Origin of the sequence: Nocardioides currus (genome assembly GCF_003057875.1) — a bacterium.
Classification (GTDB): Bacteria; Actinomycetota; Actinomycetes; order Propionibacteriales; family Nocardioidaceae; genus Nocardioides; species Nocardioides currus.
The window spans coordinates 134908-153567 of record NZ_PYXZ01000002.1 but is presented as its reverse complement, the minus strand read 5'-3'; the positions used below and the strand labels follow the sequence as shown (position 1 = coordinate 153567).

16 protein-coding genes are annotated in these 18660 nt (G+C 72.0%); 7 read left to right on the top strand and 9 right to left on the bottom strand.

What is annotated here, in order from left to right; all coding sequences use genetic code 11:
• The first annotated feature begins 22 nt into the window (after positions 1–22).
• Positions 23–1837: a glycoside hydrolase family 13 protein gene (locus C7S10_RS05770; protein ID WP_108343474.1), complete on the top strand. Its 1815-nt coding sequence runs from the start codon at positions 23–25 to the stop codon at positions 1835–1837.
• Here C7S10_RS05770 and C7S10_RS05765 read toward each other — a convergent pair.
• The 4 genes from C7S10_RS05765 to C7S10_RS05750 form a co-directional block, all read right to left on the bottom strand.
• Complete coding sequence (locus C7S10_RS05765) at positions 1834–2901, bottom strand: ABC transporter ATP-binding protein (RefSeq protein WP_108343473.1); 1068 nt, start codon at positions 2899–2901, stop codon at positions 1834–1836. The genes C7S10_RS05770 and C7S10_RS05765 overlap by 4 nt on opposite strands.
• The gene (locus C7S10_RS05760) at positions 2898–3671 is read right to left on the bottom strand and encodes an ABC transporter permease (RefSeq protein ID WP_108343472.1); all 774 of its coding nucleotides are present in this window, start codon (positions 3669–3671) and stop codon (positions 2898–2900) included. The genes C7S10_RS05765 and C7S10_RS05760 overlap by 4 nt, the downstream gene beginning before the upstream one ends.
• Positions 3668–4483: an ABC transporter permease gene (locus C7S10_RS05755; protein WP_243395233.1), complete on the bottom strand. Its 816-nt coding sequence runs from the start codon at positions 4481–4483 to the stop codon at positions 3668–3670. Before C7S10_RS05755 ends, C7S10_RS05760 begins: the two co-directional genes overlap by 4 nt.
• Positions 4484–4547: 64 nt before the next feature.
• Positions 4548–5675 (bottom strand): ABC transporter substrate-binding protein, encoded by a 1128-nt coding sequence (locus C7S10_RS05750; protein WP_108343471.1) that lies wholly within the window; start codon positions 5673–5675, stop codon positions 4548–4550.
• A 159-nt stretch (positions 5676–5834) separates the two neighbouring features.
• On the opposite strand from C7S10_RS05750, the gene C7S10_RS05745 reads away from it, so the two are divergent.
• On the top strand, positions 5835–7082 hold the full coding sequence (locus tag C7S10_RS05745; protein ID WP_108343470.1) for a DUF4032 domain-containing protein: 1248 nt from the start codon (positions 5835–5837) through the stop codon (positions 7080–7082).
• Here C7S10_RS05745 and C7S10_RS05740 read toward each other — a convergent pair.
• The gene (locus C7S10_RS05740; RefSeq protein WP_108343469.1) at positions 7079–7960 is read right to left on the bottom strand and encodes a hypothetical protein; all 882 of its coding nucleotides are present in this window, start codon (positions 7958–7960) and stop codon (positions 7079–7081) included. The genes C7S10_RS05745 and C7S10_RS05740 overlap by 4 nt on opposite strands.
• 101 nt (positions 7961–8061) lie before the next feature.
• On the opposite strand from C7S10_RS05740, the gene C7S10_RS05735 reads away from it, so the two are divergent.
• The gene (locus tag C7S10_RS05735; protein WP_165807069.1) at positions 8062–9237 is read left to right on the top strand and encodes a GNAT family N-acetyltransferase; all 1176 of its coding nucleotides are present in this window, start codon (positions 8062–8064) and stop codon (positions 9235–9237) included.
• 74 nt (positions 9238–9311) lie between these two features.
• Positions 9312–10508, top strand: a complete 1197-nt coding sequence (locus tag C7S10_RS05730) for an acyltransferase family protein (protein WP_108343467.1) — start codon at positions 9312–9314, stop codon at positions 10506–10508.
• On the opposite strand, the gene C7S10_RS05725 is transcribed toward C7S10_RS05730, so the two are convergent.
• Genes C7S10_RS05725 through cysS form a run of 3 tightly spaced genes read right to left on the bottom strand, consistent with a single transcriptional unit; the run spans position 10403 to position 14271 of the window.
• Positions 10403–11869 (bottom strand): metallophosphoesterase family protein, encoded by a 1467-nt coding sequence (locus tag C7S10_RS05725; protein ID WP_243395232.1) that lies wholly within the window; start codon positions 11867–11869, stop codon positions 10403–10405. The genes C7S10_RS05730 and C7S10_RS05725 overlap by 106 nt on opposite strands.
• 37 nt (positions 11870–11906) lie before the next feature.
• A complete protein-coding gene (rlmB, locus tag C7S10_RS05720) occupies positions 11907–12866 on the bottom strand; it encodes a 23S rRNA (guanosine(2251)-2'-O)-methyltransferase RlmB (RefSeq protein WP_108343465.1) in 960 nt (319 codons plus the stop codon).
• The gene (gene cysS, locus C7S10_RS05715; RefSeq protein WP_108343464.1) at positions 12856–14271 is read right to left on the bottom strand and encodes a cysteine--tRNA ligase; all 1416 of its coding nucleotides are present in this window, start codon (positions 14269–14271) and stop codon (positions 12856–12858) included. The genes rlmB and cysS overlap by 11 nt, the downstream gene beginning before the upstream one ends.
• Positions 14272–14365: 94 nt before the next feature.
• Between cysS and C7S10_RS05710 the strand changes: the two genes are divergently transcribed.
• Together C7S10_RS05710 and C7S10_RS05705 are read left to right on the top strand one after the other, a co-directional pair.
• On the top strand, positions 14366–15580 hold the full coding sequence (locus tag C7S10_RS05710; protein WP_108343463.1) for a C39 family peptidase: 1215 nt from the start codon (positions 14366–14368) through the stop codon (positions 15578–15580).
• Positions 15581–15593: 13 nt separating this feature from the next.
• On the top strand, positions 15594–16436 hold the full coding sequence (locus C7S10_RS05705) for a patatin-like phospholipase family protein (protein WP_108343462.1): 843 nt from the start codon (positions 15594–15596) through the stop codon (positions 16434–16436).
• Here the strand turns inward: C7S10_RS05705 and C7S10_RS05700 are convergent.
• Complete coding sequence (locus tag C7S10_RS05700; RefSeq protein ID WP_243395231.1) at positions 16433–17956, bottom strand: molybdopterin-dependent oxidoreductase; 1524 nt, start codon at positions 17954–17956, stop codon at positions 16433–16435. The genes C7S10_RS05705 and C7S10_RS05700 overlap by 4 nt on opposite strands.
• A gap of 90 nt (positions 17957–18046) precedes the next feature.
• Here C7S10_RS05700 and ispF point away from each other — a divergent pair, with 90 nt between their 5' ends.
• On the top strand, positions 18047–18526 hold the full coding sequence (ispF, locus tag C7S10_RS05695; protein WP_279303158.1) for a 2-C-methyl-D-erythritol 2,4-cyclodiphosphate synthase: 480 nt from the start codon (positions 18047–18049) through the stop codon (positions 18524–18526).
• The last annotated feature ends 134 nt before the right edge of the window (positions 18527–18660 follow it).

Genomic DNA, 18660 nt, shown 5'->3' with positions numbered 1-18660 from the left:
GAGCGGCTGCCAGACTGGCGCCATGACCCTGCTCCACGAGCCCCACCACGACGGCTCGCCCCGCTACGTCGCCGACGACTCGCCGCGCCTCGGCGACACGGTCACCGTCCGGATGCGCAGCCACGTCGGCGACGCCATCGACGGGGTCTGGCTGCGCACGACGTACGACGCGGAGCCGGTCTTCCACGCCACCACACGCACGACCGACGGCGACGCGGTCTGGTGGGCCGCCGACCTGCCGGTGCACAACCCGGTGACCCACTACCGCTTCCTGATCGGCCGCACCGACGGGACGCAGCAGTGGCTGACGGGCGCCGGCCTGCTCGACGTCGACGCCCCCGACGCGACGGACTTCAAGCTCACGTCCTACGACCCGGCCCCCGACTGGGCGCGCGACGGGGTCGTCTACCAGATCTTCCCCGACCGCTTCGCCCGCTCGGCGGCCGCCGACGCCCGCACCACGCCCGACTGGGCGGTCGCGGCGGAGTGGACCGACACCGTCGTCTTCGAGCCCGGCGACCCGCACACCCCGGCGCAGCTCTTCGGCGGCGACCTCGACGGCATCACCGAGCACCTCGACCACGTCGAGCGGGTGGGTGCTGACATCGTCTACACGACGCCGGTGTTCCCCGGCGAGAGCAACCACCGCTACAACGCCACCACCTTCGACGAGGTCGATCCGCTGCTGGGCGGCGACGCGGCGTACGAACGACTCAGCACCGCGATCCACGCCCGCGGCTGGCGGATCCTCGGTGACCTGACGACCAACCACACCGGGGACACGCACGAGTGGTTCCTCACCGCGAGGGACGATCCGCAGGCGCCGACGCGCACCTACTACTACTTCGACCACGACGGCTCCTACGCCAATTGGATGGGCCACGACACGCTGCCGAAGGTCAACCACGGCGACCCCGACCTGCGCGCCGCGATGGTCGAGGGCGCGGACTCGGTGGTCGGGCGCTGGCTGCGACCGCCGTACGACGTCGACGGCTGGCGCATCGACGTCGCCAACATGACCGGCCGCCTCGGCGCGCTGGACGTCGCCCACGAGGTCGCCCGGTCCGTGCGCTCCACCGCCGCCGCGCTGCGGGAGGACCCGCTCGTCATCGGCGAGCACAACCACGACGCCTCGGGCGACGTGGACGGCGACGGGTGGCACGGCACCATGAACTACTCCGGCTTCTCCTGGCCGGTCTGGTCGTGGCTGCGCTCACCCGACACGACGGCCCGCCCCTTCGGTCGGCCGCTGCAGGTGCCGCGCCGGCCGGGACCCGCGGTCGTGAGGACCTTCCGGGCTTGGCAGGGCGCGCTGGGCTGGCAGGCCACCACCACCAGCTGGAACATCCTCGGCTCCCACGACTCCGCCCGCATCCGGACGATGGTCGGGGGCGACCCGTCGCTGCATCGCGTCGCCGCCGGGTTGCAGTTCACGATGCCGGGCGTGCCGATGCTCTTCGCCGGCGACGAGCTCGGCCTCGAGGGCGTCACCGGCGAGGACTCACGACGGCCGATGCCGTGGCAGGGCGCCGACGACTGGGACACCGCGACCCTCGACACCTATTCCGAGCTGGCCCGGGTCCGCCGGTCCCGCGCGACCCTGCGGCGCGGCAGCCAGCGCTGGGCGTACGTCGACGACGACACGATCTCCTTCGTGCGCGAGCACGACGACGGATCTGTGCTGGTCGTCGCCCGGCGAGCGGCGGGCCCGTCGTTCGAGCTGCCGCTCACGATCGGCGAGCACCTCGTCGGGACCGAGCCGGGAGCGCCGGCCACCGACGGCGGCACCGTCGGCGCGAGCGACGGTCCGCGCCTCGACGTCTGGTCGCTCGACTAGCCCGCGACCACCAGCACAGGCGTCCCGGCGATGGAGACGTCGACCCGGTCCTGGGGCGCCAGCCCGACCGCCAGCGCCGACGGGAGCTGCGCCATCAGCGCGTCGCCCGCCTCGGTCTGGACGTGCACCCGCGAGATCGGCCCGAGGAACCCGACCGAGACGACCGACGCCGTGCCGGTCGGCGACGCCGACACCGAGACGGACTCGGGTCGCACCATCGCGACGCCTGCCCCCGAGGTGATCGAGCCGTCGATGACCGGCACGCTCGCCCCGAGGACGGTGGCGGTGCCGCCCGACACGGTCGCCGCAACCTTGTTGTGCAGGCCGACGAACTCCGCGACGAACGGGGTCGCGGGGCGTTCGTAGAGGTCGACGGGCGGCGCGATCTGCTCGAGCCGGCCGGCGTTCATGACGCCGACCCGGTCGGCGACGGCGAGCGCCTCCTCCTGGTCGTGGGTGACGAAGAGGGTGGTGGTGCCGACCTCGAGCTGGATGCGGCGGATCTCGTCGCGCAGCTGCACCCGGACCTTCGCGTCGAGCGCCGAGAGCGGCTCGTCGAGGAGCAGCACCGAGGGCTCGATGGCCAGTGCGCGGGCCAGCGCCACGCGCTGCTGCTGACCGCCCGAGAGCTCGGCGGCGTAGCGCGACGCGTGCTGACCCAGGCCCACCAGCTCGAGCATCTCCAGCGCGCGGGCCCTGCGGGCCGAGGTGGAGGTGCGTCGCAGCCGCAGCCCGAAGGCCACGTTGTCGGCGACGGTGAGGTGCGGGAACAGGCTGTAGGCCTGGAACACCATCCCCATGTCGCGCTTGTTGGCCGGCACCCGCGTCAGGTCACGACCGCCGACCAGCACCTGTCCCGACGTGGCGACGTCGAGGCCGGCCAGGATCCGCAGGGCGGTGGTCTTGCCGCAGCCCGACGGTCCGAGCAGGGCGACCAGCTCGCCCGGCTCGATGGACAGGTCGAGGCCGTCGAGGGCCCGCGTGGCGCCGTACGTCCGCGTGAGGTCCTGGAGGTGGACGGCGACGCCGCGCTCGGTCGAGGTGTCTGGGGCAGCAGTGGTCATGACGAGCTCCGACGGTTGCGGTGGAGGAAGGACAGTCCGATGAGCAGCACCGAGACGAAGACCAGCGAGGCGAGCGACGCCGCGACGGACGTGCTGGCGTCGCTCTTGCCGAGCAGCGCGATCTCGACCGGCAGCGTGTCGAAGTGCAGCAGGGAGGCGAAGACGTACTCCCCGAGCACCAGCGCGACCGCGACGAAGGCGGCCCCGAGAACGCCCTGCGCGATGTTGGGCAGGACGACGGTGACGATCACCCGCGTCCAGCCGGCACCCAGCGAGCGGGCGGCCTCGGCGAGCGTGCGCACGTCGATCGCGGACAGCGCCGTGTCGATCGAGCGGTAGGCGTAGGGCAGCACCAGCACGACGTACGCGAAGGTGAGCGTCAGGGCCGAGTCGCCGAGCAGGTAGGTCACCCACGAGTAGACGTTGGCGATGCCCACCACGATCACGATGGCCGGGATCGTCAGCGGCAGCAGGCACAGGAACTCGATGACGCGCGTGGCCCCCGGCACCCGCAGGCGCACCCAGATCATCGTCGGCACCAGCAGCACGACCATGGCGACGGCCGTGAACAGCGCGAGCAGCAGCGACATGATGATCGCGTTGCGCAGGTCCTCGTCCTGGAACAGGTTGGCCCAGGCCTCGCCGGTGCGACCCTCGGCACCACCCTTGGCACGCGTGCTGAAGTCGAGCATCGACAGCAGGGGCAGCGCGAAGTAGATCGCGAACAGGGTCAGGGCGATCCCGCGACCGATGCGGGCCGGGAGGCTCATCTCATCCACCTGCTCGTGCGCCGCAGCAGCAGCGCGTAGAGCGTCATCACAACCGCGACGACCACGATCATCTCGAGCGCGAGCGCGAAGCCGAGGTTGGCCTGGCCGAGCAGGACCTCGCTGGTGAGGGCCGAGCGGATCAGCAGCGGCGTGATCGGGTTGCCCTGGCTGACCAGCACGGCGGCCGTGGCGTAGGCCGCGAACGCGTTGGCGAACAGCAGCAGGACCGAGCCGAGGAAGGCCGGGGTGAGGAGGGGTACGGCGACGTGGCGCCAGTACTGCCACCTCGACGCCCCGAGGTTGACCGCCGCCTCGCGCCACTGGACCCGCAGGCCGTCGAGGGCCGGCACGAAGACCAGCACCATGAGGGGGATCTGGAAGTAGCAGTAGACGACGATCAGGCCCTTGAGCCCGAACAGCCACCCGCCGCCCCAGATGTCGACACCCGGCCACGAGCGCAGCGCCTCGGTCAGCACGCCCGAGAACCCGAGGGTGGCGATGAACGCGAAGGCCAGCGGCACGCCGCCGAACTGCGCCAGGACGCCGCTAACGGCGAGCGTGACACGACGCAGCCGACTGGTGGGCCCGGCGCTGACGACCAGCCACGCGAGGAGCGCCCCGAGCGCGCCACCGATGATCGCGGTGCTCCCGGCGAGGATGATGCTGTGCCACAGCGTGGTGAGGGCGGCCTCCGAGCCCAGCGCGCGGATGTTGTCGAGCGTGAGGCCCCCGTCGGCGCCCTGGAACGAGGTCGCGACGACGGTGACGGTCGGCACGACGAGGAAGATGCCGATGAACAGCAGGAAGGGCACCAGCCCCAGCGCAGGGGCCGCCGCCGCCAGGCGACGACCCCCGCTTGCGTGAGTCGAGCTCACGTCAGCTGATGACCTTGGACCAGGTGTCGGCGAGCACGGTGCCGGCCTTCTCCGTCTGCTCGTTGGTCGGGATCACCGGGTCGCCGCCGACCTCGGGCAGGGCGCCCCACAGGTCGGCGTCGATGGTGCCGTCCTCGGCCATGGCGTCGCCGCGCACGGGTCGGGCACCGCCGGCGAGCCACAGGTTCTGGCCCTCGTCGCTGTAGAGGAACTCCTGCCACAGGCGCGCGGCGGCCGGGTGGGGCGCGTCGGCGTTGATCGCCTGGAAGTAGTAGCCGGCCACGACGGCCTCGGACGGCACCACGGTCTTCCACGTCGGGACGTTCTTCGCGGCGGCGGCACCGAGGTAGTCCCAGTCGATGACGACCGGCGTCTGGCCGCTCTCGATGGTGGCCGAGTCGGGGTCGACGGGCAGGAAGTTGCCCGCCTTCTTCAGCTCGCCGAAGAAGTCGACGCCGGGCGCGATGTCGTCGGCGGAGCCGCCGTTGGCGATGGCGGCCATCATCACGCCGCTGAACGCGGCACCGGCCTGCGTCGGGTCGCCGTTCAGGGCGACCTTGCCCTTGAAGTCGGGACCGAGCAGGTCCTCGAGCGACGTCACGTCGGGGACCTTGGATGAGTCGTAGCCGATCGACATGTAGCCGCCGTAGTCGTTGACCCAGGTGCCGTCGGCGTCCTTGAACTCGTCGGGGATGTCGTCGAAGGTCTCGACCTTGTAGGGCGCGAACATGTCGGTGTTGGCCAGTGCGACGGACTGTCCGAGGTCGAAGACGTCGGGGGCGCGGTCGGTGCCGGCGAGGGTGTCGGCGGCGTTGATCTCGTCCTGCGAGGCGGCGTCCGGCTGGTCGGAGTTGACCTTGATGTCGTACTTGTCCTCGAAGGTGCTGATGATCTCGCCGTAGTTGGCCCAGTCGGGCGGCAGCGCGATCACGTTGAGCTCGCCCTCGTCCTGGGCCGCCGTGACGAGGTCGTCCATGCTGCCGAAGTCGGCGACGCTCGTGGCCTCGGCGGCCGCGACGCCACCGTCGCTCGACTCGCTCCCCGAGTCCTTCTCCGGGGCGGCGCAGGAGGCCAGCGCCAACACGGTGGCAGCGCTGGCGATCGTCGCCAGGACACGTACATGCTTCATGGATGGAACCTTCCGACACGGTGTCGACCCGTCGGGCGGCGGGCCGCGCTGAGAGTAGGGACACTAGTGCGGCACCAGGGAAACGCGCGATGGCCGTCACGCAAACCCCCAGAATCTGCTCGCGGACGAGCAGCGTCGATCGGGAGTAGGTTGCCCCCCATGGCGCTGCGCATCGTCGCGAACCGGCCCGACCCGGCGATCATCACCCTGCCGTGGTCGACCCCGCTCGAGGAGTGGTCGGACGACGTCGTCGTCCCGCTGCCTCGCGGGCTCTCGCGCCACATCGTGCGCATCGTCCGGCTCGGCGAGCGGACCTACGCAGTGAAGGAGACGCAGGAGTCCATCGCCTTCCGGGAGTACCGTCTGCTCCGCGACCTCCAGCGCGAGGGGCTCCCCTCGGTCGTCGCACAGGGCGTCGTCACCGGCCGAGTCGACGCACGCGGCGAGGAGCTCCCGGCCACGCTCATCACCGAGCACCTGCGCTTCTCGCTGCCCTACCGCAGCCTCTTCGCGCACGGCATGACCTCCGACAACCTGCCGAGCCTGATCGACGCGATCGTCGTGCTCCTCGTGCGCCTCCACCTCGCCGGCTTCTTCTGGGGCGACGTGTCGCTGTCCAACGTGCTGTTCCGACGCAACGCCGGCGGGTTCTCCGCCTACCTCGTCGACGCCGAGACCGGTGAGCTGCACGACGGCGTCAGCGACCGCATGCGCGACCACGACATCACCGTGGGCTGCGAGAACATCTTCGCCGAGCTGATGGACCTCCAGGCCAGCGGCGCCGTGCACACCGAGGTCGACGGGCACGCCATCATCGACCGGCTGCGCAGCCAGTACGACGCGTTGTGGGCCGAGCTCACCGGCGAGGAGGAGTTCAGCGCCAGCGAGATGTGGCGCATCGAGAGCCGGATCGAGCGCCTCAACGACCTCGGCTTCGACGTCGACGAGCTCGACATCGTCACGGACTTCGACGGCGACCAGATGCGGATCCAGCCGAAGGTCGTCGAGCTCGGCCACCACCGTCGCGAGCTCCAGTCGCTCACGGGGATGACCGTCGAGGACGCCCAGGCGCGGCGCCTCCTCAACGACCTCGCGGCCTACACCGCCCACTTCGACCTCGGCCGCGAGGACCGCCACCTGGTCGCCAACAGGTGGCTGACCGAGGTCTACGAGCCGATCATGCGGATGGTGCCGCCCGAGGCCCGCGGCAAGCTCGAGCCCGCCGAGATCTTCCACGAGATCCTCGTGCACCGCTGGCACCTGTCGCAGCGATACAGCCGCGAGGTCGGCATCTTCGACACCGCCCGCGACTACATCGACACCGTGCTCGCCTCCAAGCCCGACGAGCTCATCACGGCGCCCGAGGACCCGCCGCCCGACTACACCGACGAGCCCGACCCGTCCTAGGCCAGCTCGACGAGCTCGGTGACGAGGAAGTCCTCGTCGATCCTCAGCAGGTAGGACCCGATCTTCTTCTGCTGCATCGTCGTCGTGTACGCCGTCACCGAGCAGCCGAACGGCGAGCCGCCCAGCTTCCCGGCCAGCGGGTCGGAGTCCCCCGCGGCGACGCAGGTGTCGACGTCGACGTACGCCTTCTTCGCGGTGAGCACCGCGACCTGCTCCTCCGCGGCCGGCGAGAGGAGGGCTTCGGTCGGCACGTCGGGGAAGCCGCTGACCAGGCTCGAGACCCGGCGCGCGCTGGCCTCGGGGCTGCCGGTGTCGGTCTTCTTGAGGCGGTAGCGGATCGCCTTGCCGTCCTCGGTGATGCAGTCGGGGCCGCCGATGAAGTTGGTGACGCCGTGGAAGGCGAGGTCCTGGCAGTAGCGCACGTCCTGGGTGCCGAGGATCGGCTCCCAGCCGGAGGCGGACTTCTTCCAGATGATGGAGTAGCCGCCGCCGGCGCACGGGCCGTAGGAGCCCTCGCCGCCGCCGCCGAACCCGCGCGCGTCGAACCGCTTGACCACGACGGTCGGAGCGGTGGCGCAGCGCGGCTTGCTGCCGGCCTCCTCGAACAGCTCGTCGAGGCGGGCCCTGATGAACTTCTTGAAGCTGCGCGGGGTGCCCTTGAGCTTGCGCTCGTCGCCGCTGGTGCGCTTGACCTCGATGCCGATGCCGGGGTACTTCACCTTCGTCACCGCCCGATCAGTGGACCGGTCGCTCGAGCGACCCGACTCCGCCTCGGCGGATGCCGTGAGGGCCAGGGCGGTGGTGCCGAGGCAGAGCACGAGGACGGGGGCGAGGATGAGGCCGAGCAGGGTGTACCTGGTCGTGCGAGGCCTGGTCATGAGAGCTCCTTCGAGACGATGGTCGGTGGCCGAGAATGCACCGGTCGTCACTATGACGCGCGGGCCCGGCGATGCGTTGTCACGCCCCTAGGGTGTTGCCCATGACCGAGACCCGGCCCCTGGTGGCGACCGACCTACCCCAGATGCTGGCCCTGGCCCAGGACGCGTTCGGGGACTTCCCGGCCGGCTACGTCCCGCCCGTCCCGGCCGACCACCCCGCGCCGGGCCGCCACGACTGGGGCACCTTCGACGGCGACGTGCTCGCCGCCAAGGTGGTGCGGCGGGAGTACGACTCGTGGTTCCACGGCCGGCGCGTGGCGACCAACGGCATCGCCGGCGTCGCCGTCGCGGCCGAGCACCGGGGCCGCGGGCTCCTCGACGACCTGTTCGCCGCCGTCCTCGACGAGGGGATGCGCGAGCGGGGCGAGGTCGTGTCGACCCTGTTCCCCACGGCGCCGGGCATCTACCGGCGCTACGGCTACGAGCTGGTCTCGTCCTACGACACCGTCGAGATCCCGACGTCTCGCCTCCTCGCCGTACCCAAGCCCGCGTCGACGACGCTGCGGCGCGCGACGGCGGCCGACGTCGGTGAGATCCGTCGCGTCCACGAGACCTGGGCGCGCGCGCAGAACGGCCCACTGACACGCGACGGCGCGTCCTTCACCGCCGACGCCGACGCCTTCCTCGCGTCCTTCAGCGGCGTCAGCATCGCCGAGGAGGACGGCGAGGTCGTCGGCTACGCCGCGTGGCAGCGCGGACGCGGCTACGACACCACCGCCACGTTCGAGATCGAGGACCTCGTCGCCCTCACCCGTGACGCGACCCTGGCCCTGTGGCGGCTCGCGGCGTCGTACGCCACGGTCACCGGGCACGTCCGCCTGCTCACCTCGGGTCGCGACACCGCGCGCCTGGTGCTCCCCTTCGACACCTGGACGGTCGTGCAGAGCCACCCCTACATGCTGCGCGTCCACGACGTCGCCGGCGCGTTTGCCGGGCTCCCGCTCGACACGCAGATCACCTTCTCGGTCGCCGGCGACCTGCTGGGGACGACGAACGGCGACTGGACCCTGACCCCCGTCGACGGGCTCGCGACCGTCTCCCCGGGCGGCCCCGGCGGTCCGGTGCTCGCCCCGCGGGGCGTCGCCCTGCTCTACGCCGGCGCGGCCTCCACGACCGACCTGCGGATGGCCGGGCTGCTGAGCGGCGACGCCGGCCAGGACCGGGCGCTGGACACCCTCCTCGACGGCCGCCAGCTCCACATCCGCGACTACTTCTGATCGAGGCCGCGTCACACGGGGTTGCCCAATTGCAGTGATGACCGCCGGTCGTCCCGCCACTAGCGTCTGGAGACATGCGGCGCTCGACCGAGCCCACGAGCCACGGCAATGAGCCGGGCCGACCGGTCGCGCTCGGCTACCAGCCGGCGCTGGACGGGCTGCGTGCGCTGGCCGCGCTGAGCGTGGTGGGCTTCCACCTGCGGGTGCCGGGATTCGACGGCGGCAGCCTGGGCGTCGACATGTTCTTCGTGCTCAGCGGCTTCCTCATCAGCGGGCTGATCCTGCGTGAGGTGTCGGCTCGCGGTTCCCTCAGCTTTTCCGGCTTCTACCTCCGCCGCGGCCTACGACTGCTCCCCGCCTACTTCGCTGTCGTGGCGGTGTGTGTCGCGGGCGACGTCCTCGTCGTCGACGCCGGCGGGACGCTGCGCGGCGCGCTCTTCAGCTTCCTCTACGTCGCCAACTGGGCCGCGGCCCTCGGCGCCGGGATGGGCACGCTGGGCCACACCTGGTCGCTGTCGGTGGAGGAGCAGTTCTATCTGCTCTGGCCGGTGCTCCTGGTGGGCGCGACGACGGCCGCACGCCGGTGGCGCACGAGTCTTCCGGCGATCATCGCCGCGGCGTGCGCGCTGGCGTGGGCGGGCGCGGCGTACGCCGTGTTCGCGGCCGACGTCGAGATGGGGATGCTCAACAACGCCACGCAGTTCCGCGCGGCCGAGCTGCTGACCGGCTGCACCCTGGCGGCCGTCCTCCTGACCGGCGATCCGCGTCGCCGGGTCTGGACCGCGCGGTCGGCCCCGCTCGCCGGGGTGGTCTCGCTCGTCGGGCTGGTGGCGCTCGTGATGGTGGGCGCTCCGACGTCGACCACCGTGCTGCTCGGCACCTGGGTCGGCGTCTCGGTGTTCACCACCGCCCTGATCGCGTCCGTCCGCTCCGAGGGGAGCCCTGCGGCCCGGCTGCTGTCGGTCGGCCCCCTGGTGCTGGTGGGCAAGATGTCCTACGGGCTCTACCTGTGGCACTACCCCGTCCTCGTGAGCATCGACGCGGCCGTCGGCCTCGACTCGCTCGGCGCGAAGCTGCTGGCGGCCACCCTCACCGCGCTCGTGGTGCCGGCGTCCTACTACTGGCTCGAGACGCCGTTCCTGCGCCTGAAGTCGCGGGTCGGCGCTCAGCTCTCGTCGTCGAGCACGAGCTCGGCGTACTCCCCGACGACGAACACGCCGTTGGTCCGCAGCCGCACCCACTGGGTGCCGACCGGGTGGCCGTCACGGTAGGTCACGAGCGACACGTCGGCGTCGCGGCGCGGCTTGCTGCCGACCGCGATGGCGTACGCCGCCCCGCCCGTCGTGCCGTTGGTGAAGGTGTATCCCGCTCGACCGTCCTCGCCCTCGACGAGCTCCGGTCCGGCCTGGACGTGCGTGTGCCCGCCGACCACGAGGTCGACGCACCCACGCGCCAGTGACTCGCCCCCGAGGTTGGCGTCGTGGACCAGCAGGGTCGAGATGCGCTCTCCGTCGTCGGCGACCTCGCACGCGGCGTCGGCCAGCCGCTCGCCGACCTCGGAGAAGCTCAGCCCGGTCTCGTCGCGCCAGTTGCCCAGCCCGCTCGAGCGTGGGTCGTCGACGCCCATCAGCAGTCCGCCCCACGGGGCATCGACGGCGGTCCCGTCGAGCATCTGCCAGCCGAGGTCGTCGAGGTAGCCCGCGACGAACGGGCCGTTGTCGTGGTTGCCCGCAACCGCGAACCGGTCGAGGTCGTCGACCGCGCGGTTGAGCGAGTCGAGGCTGAAGGCCTCCCACGGCTGGCCGGTCGAGGTGTCGTCGCCGGCGTCCAGGACGACCGTGGCCCCTGCGCGGTCGCCGATGGCGCGCGCGACCCGGTCCATGCCGATGTTGTCGTGGCGGTCGCTGACGACGAGGGCGACCGTCTCGTCGTCGGCCGGCTCGTGCAGCTCGAGGGCACCGGCCTCCTCGGCGGCGCGGTCGTAGAACTCCGTGCTCTTCTCGTAGGTGTCCACGGCGCTCTGGATCAGCCGCTGCGTCTGCACCGTGGTCGCGCTGTTGCGGATCTCGATTCCCGCGGCCTCGGCCGGGATCGGGAAACCGGCCATGAAGGTCTCGAGCGGCTCCCACTCCCCTTGCGACTCCTGGGACTCCTCGTCCGCCGACCACGGCTGCCACAGCAGCAGGGGCACCGAGACGAGCACCAGCGCGGCGGCCACGCCCTTGCGGGTGCGCACCCCGCGGAACAGCTGGCCGCGCCGGTGGGGTCCGAGGAGCCACCAGGTCCCGAGCGGGACCATGCCGAGGGCGGCACCGCGCAGGGCCGCCGACACCGCCATGTCGCGCACGGCCGCGGTCACCTTGGCGACCTGCGAGTCGGGCTCACTGGCGATGAACGCATAGCGCGCGAACAGCTCTTCGACCGACGAGCTCTGGGTCTTTCCGAGCACCAGGTCGACGCCGATCGGACCTCCGGTCGCCTGCCGCACGTCCGGCAGGAGCGGGCCGGTGCGCAGGGCGACGTACCCGTCGAAGGTGGGCGTGACCACGGCGTCGTGGCTCGCCACGACCACCGTGCGGCTGTCGCCGAGGAAGAACGCCAGGCCGGACGAGACCGCGACGGTGAGGCACACCGCCGCGAGGACGAGCCCCGTCAGGACCCGCCCGGACCTAGCTCCTGGCCTGCGCAACGGCATACAGCGTCACGGACGCCGCGACTCCCGCGTTCAGCGACTCGAGCTGGTTGTGCATCGGGATCGACACCAGCTGGTCGCAGGTCTCCGCGACCAGGCGGCCGAGGCCCTTGCCCTCCGAGCCGACCACGATCACCAGCGGTCCGGTGGCGAGGCCGTCGGGTGCGGTCAGCTCGGGCAGCGACACGTCACCGTCGGCCGCGAGCCCGACCACCATGCACCCGGCCGCCTGCAGCGCCTTGAGCTGGCGGACCAGGTTGACGGTCTGGGCGACGGGGATGCGCGCGGCCGCCCCGGCGCTGGTCTTCCACGCGGCCGCGGTCATGCCGGCGGCGCGGCGCTCTGGGATCAGCACGCCGTGGGCGCCGAAGCCGGACGCCGAGCGCACGACGGCACCGAGGTTGCGGGGGTCGGTCACCGAGTCGAGGGCGACGATCAGCGCGTCCTCGCCGGCGGCCACGGCGCGGTCGAGCAGGTCGTCGGCGTGGGCGTACTCGTACGACGGCAGGCGGGCCGCGAGGCCCTGGTGCACCGCTCCGCCGGTCATCCGGTCGAGCTCGGCACGGGTGACCTCGAGCAACGGGTAGCCGTGCTCGGCGGCCATCTTGAACGCGTCGCGCAGCCGGCCGTCGCGCTCGGCTCCCTCTGCGACGTACACCCCCGTCACGGGGATGCCGGCGGAGAGCACCTCGACCACCGAGTTGCGCCCGGCCACCCACTCGGCGTCGGTCGACTTCGCCTGACGGCGCGGAGGCCGCTTGGCCTCGGTCCGCTCGGCGCGCTTCGCGTCCTTGTGGGCCTTGTGGTAGGGCCGGTCCTTGGCCGCCGGAGTCGGACCCTTGCCCTCGAGGCCGCGCCGGACGCGACCGCCCGAGCCGACCGTGGCGCCCTTGCCGCTCTTGCGGACCGAGCCCTTGCGTTGCGAATTACCCGGCATTGTCGATGCTCCACTTCGGCCCTGAGGGCGTGTCCTCGATCTCGATCCCGGCTGCCTTGATGCGGTCGCGGATGGCATCCGCTCGCGCCCAGTCCCGGTCGGCCCGCGCGGTGGCGCGGTCCTCGAGCAGTGCTGTGATGAGTACGTCGACGGCGCTGGTCAGCTTCTCGTCGCCGGCGCCGGCGCCGGCCCACGCCTCGTCGTGCGGGTGCAGTCCCAGCACGTCGAGCATGGCCTCGACGTGTCGGGCGTGCATCCTCGCGTCCTGGTCGGAGGCGAGCGCCCGGTTGCCGTCGCGCACCAGGTCGTAGACGACCGCCATGGCGGCCGGGGTGCCGAGGTCGTCGTCCATCGCGGCCACGAACTCAGCGGTCATCTCCTCGATCCCGGTCGGTCGGGTGGAGGCGTAGCCGACCCGCTCCAGGAAGTTCTCGATGCGACGGAACCCGGCGGCGGCCTCGTCGAGCGCCTCGAAGCTGAACTCGACGTGCGAGCGGTAGTGCGCGGAGACGATGTAGAAGCGCAGCTCGATCCCGCGCACGCGCTTGAGCACCTCGGGCACGAGCAGCGAGTTGCCGAGCGACTTGCTCATCTTCTCGCCGGCCGTGGTGATCCAGGCGTTGTGCAGCCAGTAGGACGCGAACGGCATGCCGGCTGCCCGCGACTGCGCCTGCTCGTTCTCGTGGTGCGGGAAGCGCAGGTCGACGCCGCCGCCGTGGATGTCGAAGGCGGGGCCGAGGTACTTGCTGGCCATCGCGGAGCACTCGATGTGCCAGCCGGGGCGGCCGGGTCCCCACGGGGAGGGCCACGCGGCCGACTCCGGCTCCGTCTCCTTCTTCCACCCCTTCCACAGGGCGAAGTCGCGCGGGTCGCGCTTGCCGCGCGGGTCGGCGTCGCCGGCCGGCTCCATGTCGTCGATGCCCTGGCGGGTCAGCTCGCCGTAGGTCGGCCACGAGCGCACGTCGAAGTAGACGTCGCCGGAGCCGTCCTCGCCGACGTAGGCGTGACCGCGCGCGATCAGCTTCTCGATCAGCTCGACCATCTCGGGGATGGTGCCGGTCGCGCCGGGCTCGTAGGTCGGTGGGAGCACGTTGATCGAGGCCAGCGCCTTGGTCAGCTCGGCGTGCATCGCGTAGGCGAGGTTGTACCAGGGCCGGTCCTGCTCGGCGGCCTTGGTCAGGATCTTGTCGTCGATGTCGGTGACGTTGCGGATGAAGTGCACGGCATAGCCGCTCGCGCTGAGCCAGCGGCGCAGCACGTCGAAGTTGACGGCCGAGCGCACGTGGCCGACGTGCGGCTCCGACTGCACGGTGAGCCCACAGACGTAGATGCCGACCTTCCCCTCCTCGAGGGGGACGAAGTCACGGACTTCGCGGGTCGCGGTGTCGTGGAGGCGCAGGGTCACCCGCCAAGTCTACGGGCGGGCGGGGTCTGGCCCCGATTCCCCGGAGCCTGTGACTCGTGGGACAGATGGGACGTCGGCGGGTTACCGTCTCCGGGTGGTACGTCGCCTCGCCCCCGCCCTCGCAGCCGCCTCCCTCACGGCGCTGGTCGCCCCGCTGCTGCCGGCGGTCGGACCGGCTCACGCCGCCGACCCGGCCTCTCGCCGGGCCGTCTCCGGCATCGCGAACGCCGGCTGGTCGACCGCTGCCGACTGGCAGACCGGCACCCTGAAGGGCCTGCGTGTGAAGGGCGACTCGCTCGTCCCGAGGAAGCCGCGCACGGGCAAGCTCGGCGGTCGCCGCTACCAGGTCGGCACATGGACCTCCCCGTGGTCGGCGCCCGGCTTCGGCTTCACCCAGCTGATCCCGACGTGGGAGGCGATGACCACCGGCGACTCGGTGGTCAAGGTGCAGGTGCGCGCCCAGGCCGCCGACGGCACCGTGTCGAGCTGGGACTCGATGGCCGAGTGGAGCCTCGACAACCCGAGCCGCCGGCGCCGCTCGCTCGGCAGCCAGCCCGACGACCTGGGCCGGGCCAACGTCGACACCTGGCAGGCCACCGCCCCGCTCGCGCAGTGGCAGGTGCGGGTCGGTCTCTACCGCAGGAACAGCAAGTCGCCCGTGAGCCTCGACCGGGTGGGCGCGATGGCCAGCGCGCTGGTGCCCCGCGGCAGCGCCCCGACGTCGGTGCCCGGGCCGGGTGTCGGCACCGTCCTCGACGTACCGACCTTCTCCCAGATGACGCACGGCGGCCACTACCCGCAGTGGGGCGGGGGCGGAGAGGCCTGGTGCTCGCCCACCTCGACCGCGATGGTGCTGGCCTACTACGGCCTCCAGCCGGGGCCCTTCACCGACATCACCGCGGGCCACGCCGACGCCCAGGTCGACCACACCGCGCGGATGGTCTATGACCACGCCTACGGCGGCACCGGCAACTGGGCGTTCAACACCGCCTACGCCAGCACCCTGACCACCGGCGACGCCTACGTCACGCGGCTCCCCGACCTGCGCGCCGCCGAGCCCTTCATCACCGCGGGCGTGCCGCTGGTCGCCTCGATCGCCTTCGGGCGCAACCAGCTGAGCGGTGCGCCGATCTCCACCAGCAACGGGCACCTGCTCGTGATCGTCGGCTTCGAGCCCGACGGCGACGTGGTCGTCAACGACCCGGCGGGCGCGAGCAACGGCGCCGTACGCCGTGTCTACGACCGCGACGAGTTCGAGGACGTCTGGATCAACGCCAGCGGCGGCACGGTCTACGTCATCAACCGCTGAATAGTGTGAGGGCATGAGTCCTCGCACAGCACTGGTCCTCGGTGGCGGCGGCATCACCGGCATCGCGTGGGAGGTCGGCATCCTCGCCGGCCTCGCGGCCGAGGGGGTCGACCTCACCGGCGCCGACCGCATCATCGGCACGTCGGCCGGCTCCGTCGTCGGCGTCCAGGTCACCAGCGGCACGCCGATCGCCGACCTCTACGACGAACAGCTGTCGCCGCCGGACGCGGAGCTCGGTGGCCGGCTCTCGCGCCTCGCCCTGATCAAGATGGTGCCGCCCTTCGTGCTGCCCGGTGACGGCAACACCAAGAGGGCGCGCATCGGCAAGCTGGCGATGAAGGCGCACGAGCCCGGCAGCGTCGATCGCGAGGGCGTCATCCGGTCCCGCATCGACACCGAGGAGTGGCCCGACCGCGACCTGCAGATCACCGCCGTCGAGGCCGAGACGGGCGCCTTCACCGTCTTCACCCCCGACAGCGGCGTCGACATCGTGAGCGCGGTCGCGGCGAGCTGTGCGGTGCCCACGGTGTGGCCGCCGGTGGCGATCGACGGGCGCCACTACATCGACGGCGGGATGCGCTCGACCGCCAACGTCGACCTGGCGGCCGGGGCCGAGCGGGTGATCGTGCTCGCGCCGCTGCCCCAGGCCTTCAGCAAGGCCACCTCGATCCGCGCCCAGCTCGAGAAGGTCGCCGCCCGGGAGTGGTCGGTCATCACGCCCGACGCCGAGGCGCTGGCCGCCTTCGGCAACAACCTGCTCGACCCGGCCAAGCGCGCCGACGCGGCCCGGGCCGGCCTGCGCCAGGCGGCCGGTCTCGTCGCCGAGGTCCGACACATCTGGGGCGTGCAGCCCTAGTCCGACCCGGCGTCGACCCGGATGGTGTGCCAGCCGGTGGCACCGTCCGGCACCACGTCGCGCAGGACGCCCGTCTGCACGAGCCCGTCCTTGTCGGTGGCACGCACGCGCAGCTCGTGCTCGCCCTCGTCGAGGTCGACGGTCAGCGCCCACTGCACCCAGGTGTCCTTGCTGGGGCTCGCGCCGAGCTCGGCCGGCAGCCACTCGCCGCCGTCCACCGCGACCTCCACCGCCGCGATGCCGGTGTGCTGGGCCCACGCCAGTCCGCCGACGTTGACCTTGCCCGCGACGACGTCCGCCCCGGAGCGGGGTACGTCGATGCGCGAGGAGATCTTGACCGGCCCCTGCTCCGACCAGCCGCGCTGGGTCCAGAACGCCGCGACGTCGGCGAAGCGGGTGACCTCGTAGTCCACGACCCACTTCGTGGCGGAGACGTAGCCGTAGAGCCCGGGCACGATCGTGCGGACCGGGAAGCCGTGCTCGATCGGGAGGGGCTTGCCGTTCATGGCGACCGCCAGCATCGCGTTGCGGTCGTCGGTCAGGGCCGTCAGCGGCGTCGAGCAGTTCCAGCCGTCCTCGGAGGTCTGGAGGACGCAGTCGGCGGTCGGGTCGAGACCGACCTCCTCGAGGATGTCGGCCACCCGGATCCCGCTCCACCAGGCGTTTCCGACCAGGTCGCCGCCGACCTCGTTGCTCACGCAGTTGAGGGTGACCCAGGCCTCGGTGAGCCGTCGGGCCACCAGGTCGTCGTACGTCAGGGTGAGCTCGCGGTCGACGAGCCCGTGGATGCGCAGGGTCCAGTCCTTCGGCTCGATCGTCGGGACCGAGATCGCCGTGTGGATGAGGTAGAAGTCGTCGTTGGGCGTCTGCCAGGGCGAGATGCCGGCGAGGCCGAGCGTCGTGGCGGGCGGTGCGGGCGGGAGGGTCACGCCGTCGAGCCGGAGCAGCCGACGGCTCTCCACCACGTGGCGGCGGCCGCGCCCCACGATGCGCCCGGCGCCGGCGATCCCGACGGCCGCGAGCGCGAACACGCTGGCGACGGAGAGGAAGACGCGCCGCTCGCGCGACACGATCTCGGGATGGTGGCGCTCGGTGATGAGCGGCTTCACGATCGCGGACAGCACCGCGACCCAGGTGACCAGGCCGACCATCACCGGCAGCACGTCGACGGCCCGCGCCCCCGGCTGGAGCATCACGGCGGTGGCGCCGATCGCGGCCAGCGCCACCCAGACGACGACGGGCCTGACCACGCTGGTGCGGGCCAGCAGGCCGGCGACCGCCCCCATGGCCAGCAGGAAGAGCACGATGCCGAGGATCAGCAGCGGCTTGTCGAGCTGGCCGACGAAGCGGATCAGCCGCTCGGCGACCGGACCGGGCGTGATGCGGATGATCAGCTCGGCCACGGCGACGACCGGCGACTCCCGGATCGTGAGGGCCATCGCGGTCGCGTAGCTGGTGGCGAGTCCCACGAACATCGTCACGACGCCGGCGACCGCCCACCGGACCTTGCTCTCCTCCACGCCACCATCATGGCTGATGGCTCCGCAGTCCGGACGGTTCGAGGTTACGTGGTGGTGAACTCTGCCGGGTCGACCCGGCATGATCGACCCGTGAGCCTCCCCCGCACCGGCATCGGCACCGACGTCCACCGCCTCGTCCCGGGGGGGCCGATGCACCTCGCGGGACTCGCGTGGCCCGACGAGCCCCTCGGCCTGGAGGGTCACTCCGACGCCGACGTCGCCGCCCACGCCGCCTGCGACGCGCTGTTCTCGGCTGCCGGGATCGGCGACCTCGGCTCGCACTTCGGGACCGGGGAGCCCGAGTGGGCAGGGGCCTCCGGTGCCACCCTGCTGGCCGAGGCCGCCCGCCGCGTCCGCGCGGCCGGCTTCGAGATCGGCAACGTCGCCGTCCAGGTGGTCGGCAACGCTCCCCGCCTGGGTCCGCGCCGCGCCGAGGCCGAGGCCGCGCTGTCCGCCGCCGCCGGTGCGCCCGTCTCGGTCAGCGCCACCACCACCGACGGACTCGGCCTCACCGGCCGCGGCGAGGGCGTCGCCGCCATCGCGACGGCGCTCGTCGTGGCGACCGGCTGATCGCCGTACGCCGCAGCGCGGTCAGCTCGGCCGATGGGTGGCGGCACCTGACAGCGTTTCGCCGCCCGCGCGTGCGATCTGCCGCCACCCTCGCCGGCCCGCCCCGGGGTAGTTCAGTGAGAGTTCGTCGTCCA

Coding starts and splice junctions, on each gene's coding strand:
- C7S10_RS05770 (WP_108343474.1), top strand. CDS start 23: ATGACCCTGCTCCACGAGCCCCACCACGACGGCTCGCCCCGCTACGTC.
- C7S10_RS05740 (WP_108343469.1), bottom strand. CDS start 7,960: ATGACCAGGCCTCGCACGACCAGGTACACCCTGCTCGGCCTCATCCTC.
- C7S10_RS05735 (WP_165807069.1), top strand. CDS start 8,062: ATGACCGAGACCCGGCCCCTGGTGGCGACCGACCTACCCCAGATGCTG.
- C7S10_RS05760 (WP_108343472.1), bottom strand. CDS start 3,671: ATGAGCCTCCCGGCCCGCATCGGTCGCGGGATCGCCCTGACCCTGTTC.
- C7S10_RS05705 (WP_108343462.1), top strand. CDS start 15,594: ATGAGTCCTCGCACAGCACTGGTCCTCGGTGGCGGCGGCATCACCGGC.
- rlmB (WP_108343465.1), bottom strand. CDS start 12,866: ATGCCGGGTAATTCGCAACGCAAGGGCTCGGTCCGCAAGAGCGGCAAG.
- C7S10_RS05750 (WP_108343471.1), bottom strand. CDS start 5,675: ATGAAGCATGTACGTGTCCTGGCGACGATCGCCAGCGCTGCCACCGTG.
- C7S10_RS05730 (WP_108343467.1), top strand. CDS start 9,312: ATGCGGCGCTCGACCGAGCCCACGAGCCACGGCAATGAGCCGGGCCGA.
- C7S10_RS05765 (WP_108343473.1), bottom strand. CDS start 2,901: ATGACCACTGCTGCCCCAGACACCTCGACCGAGCGCGGCGTCGCCGTC.
- C7S10_RS05745 (WP_108343470.1), top strand. CDS start 5,835: ATGGCGCTGCGCATCGTCGCGAACCGGCCCGACCCGGCGATCATCACC.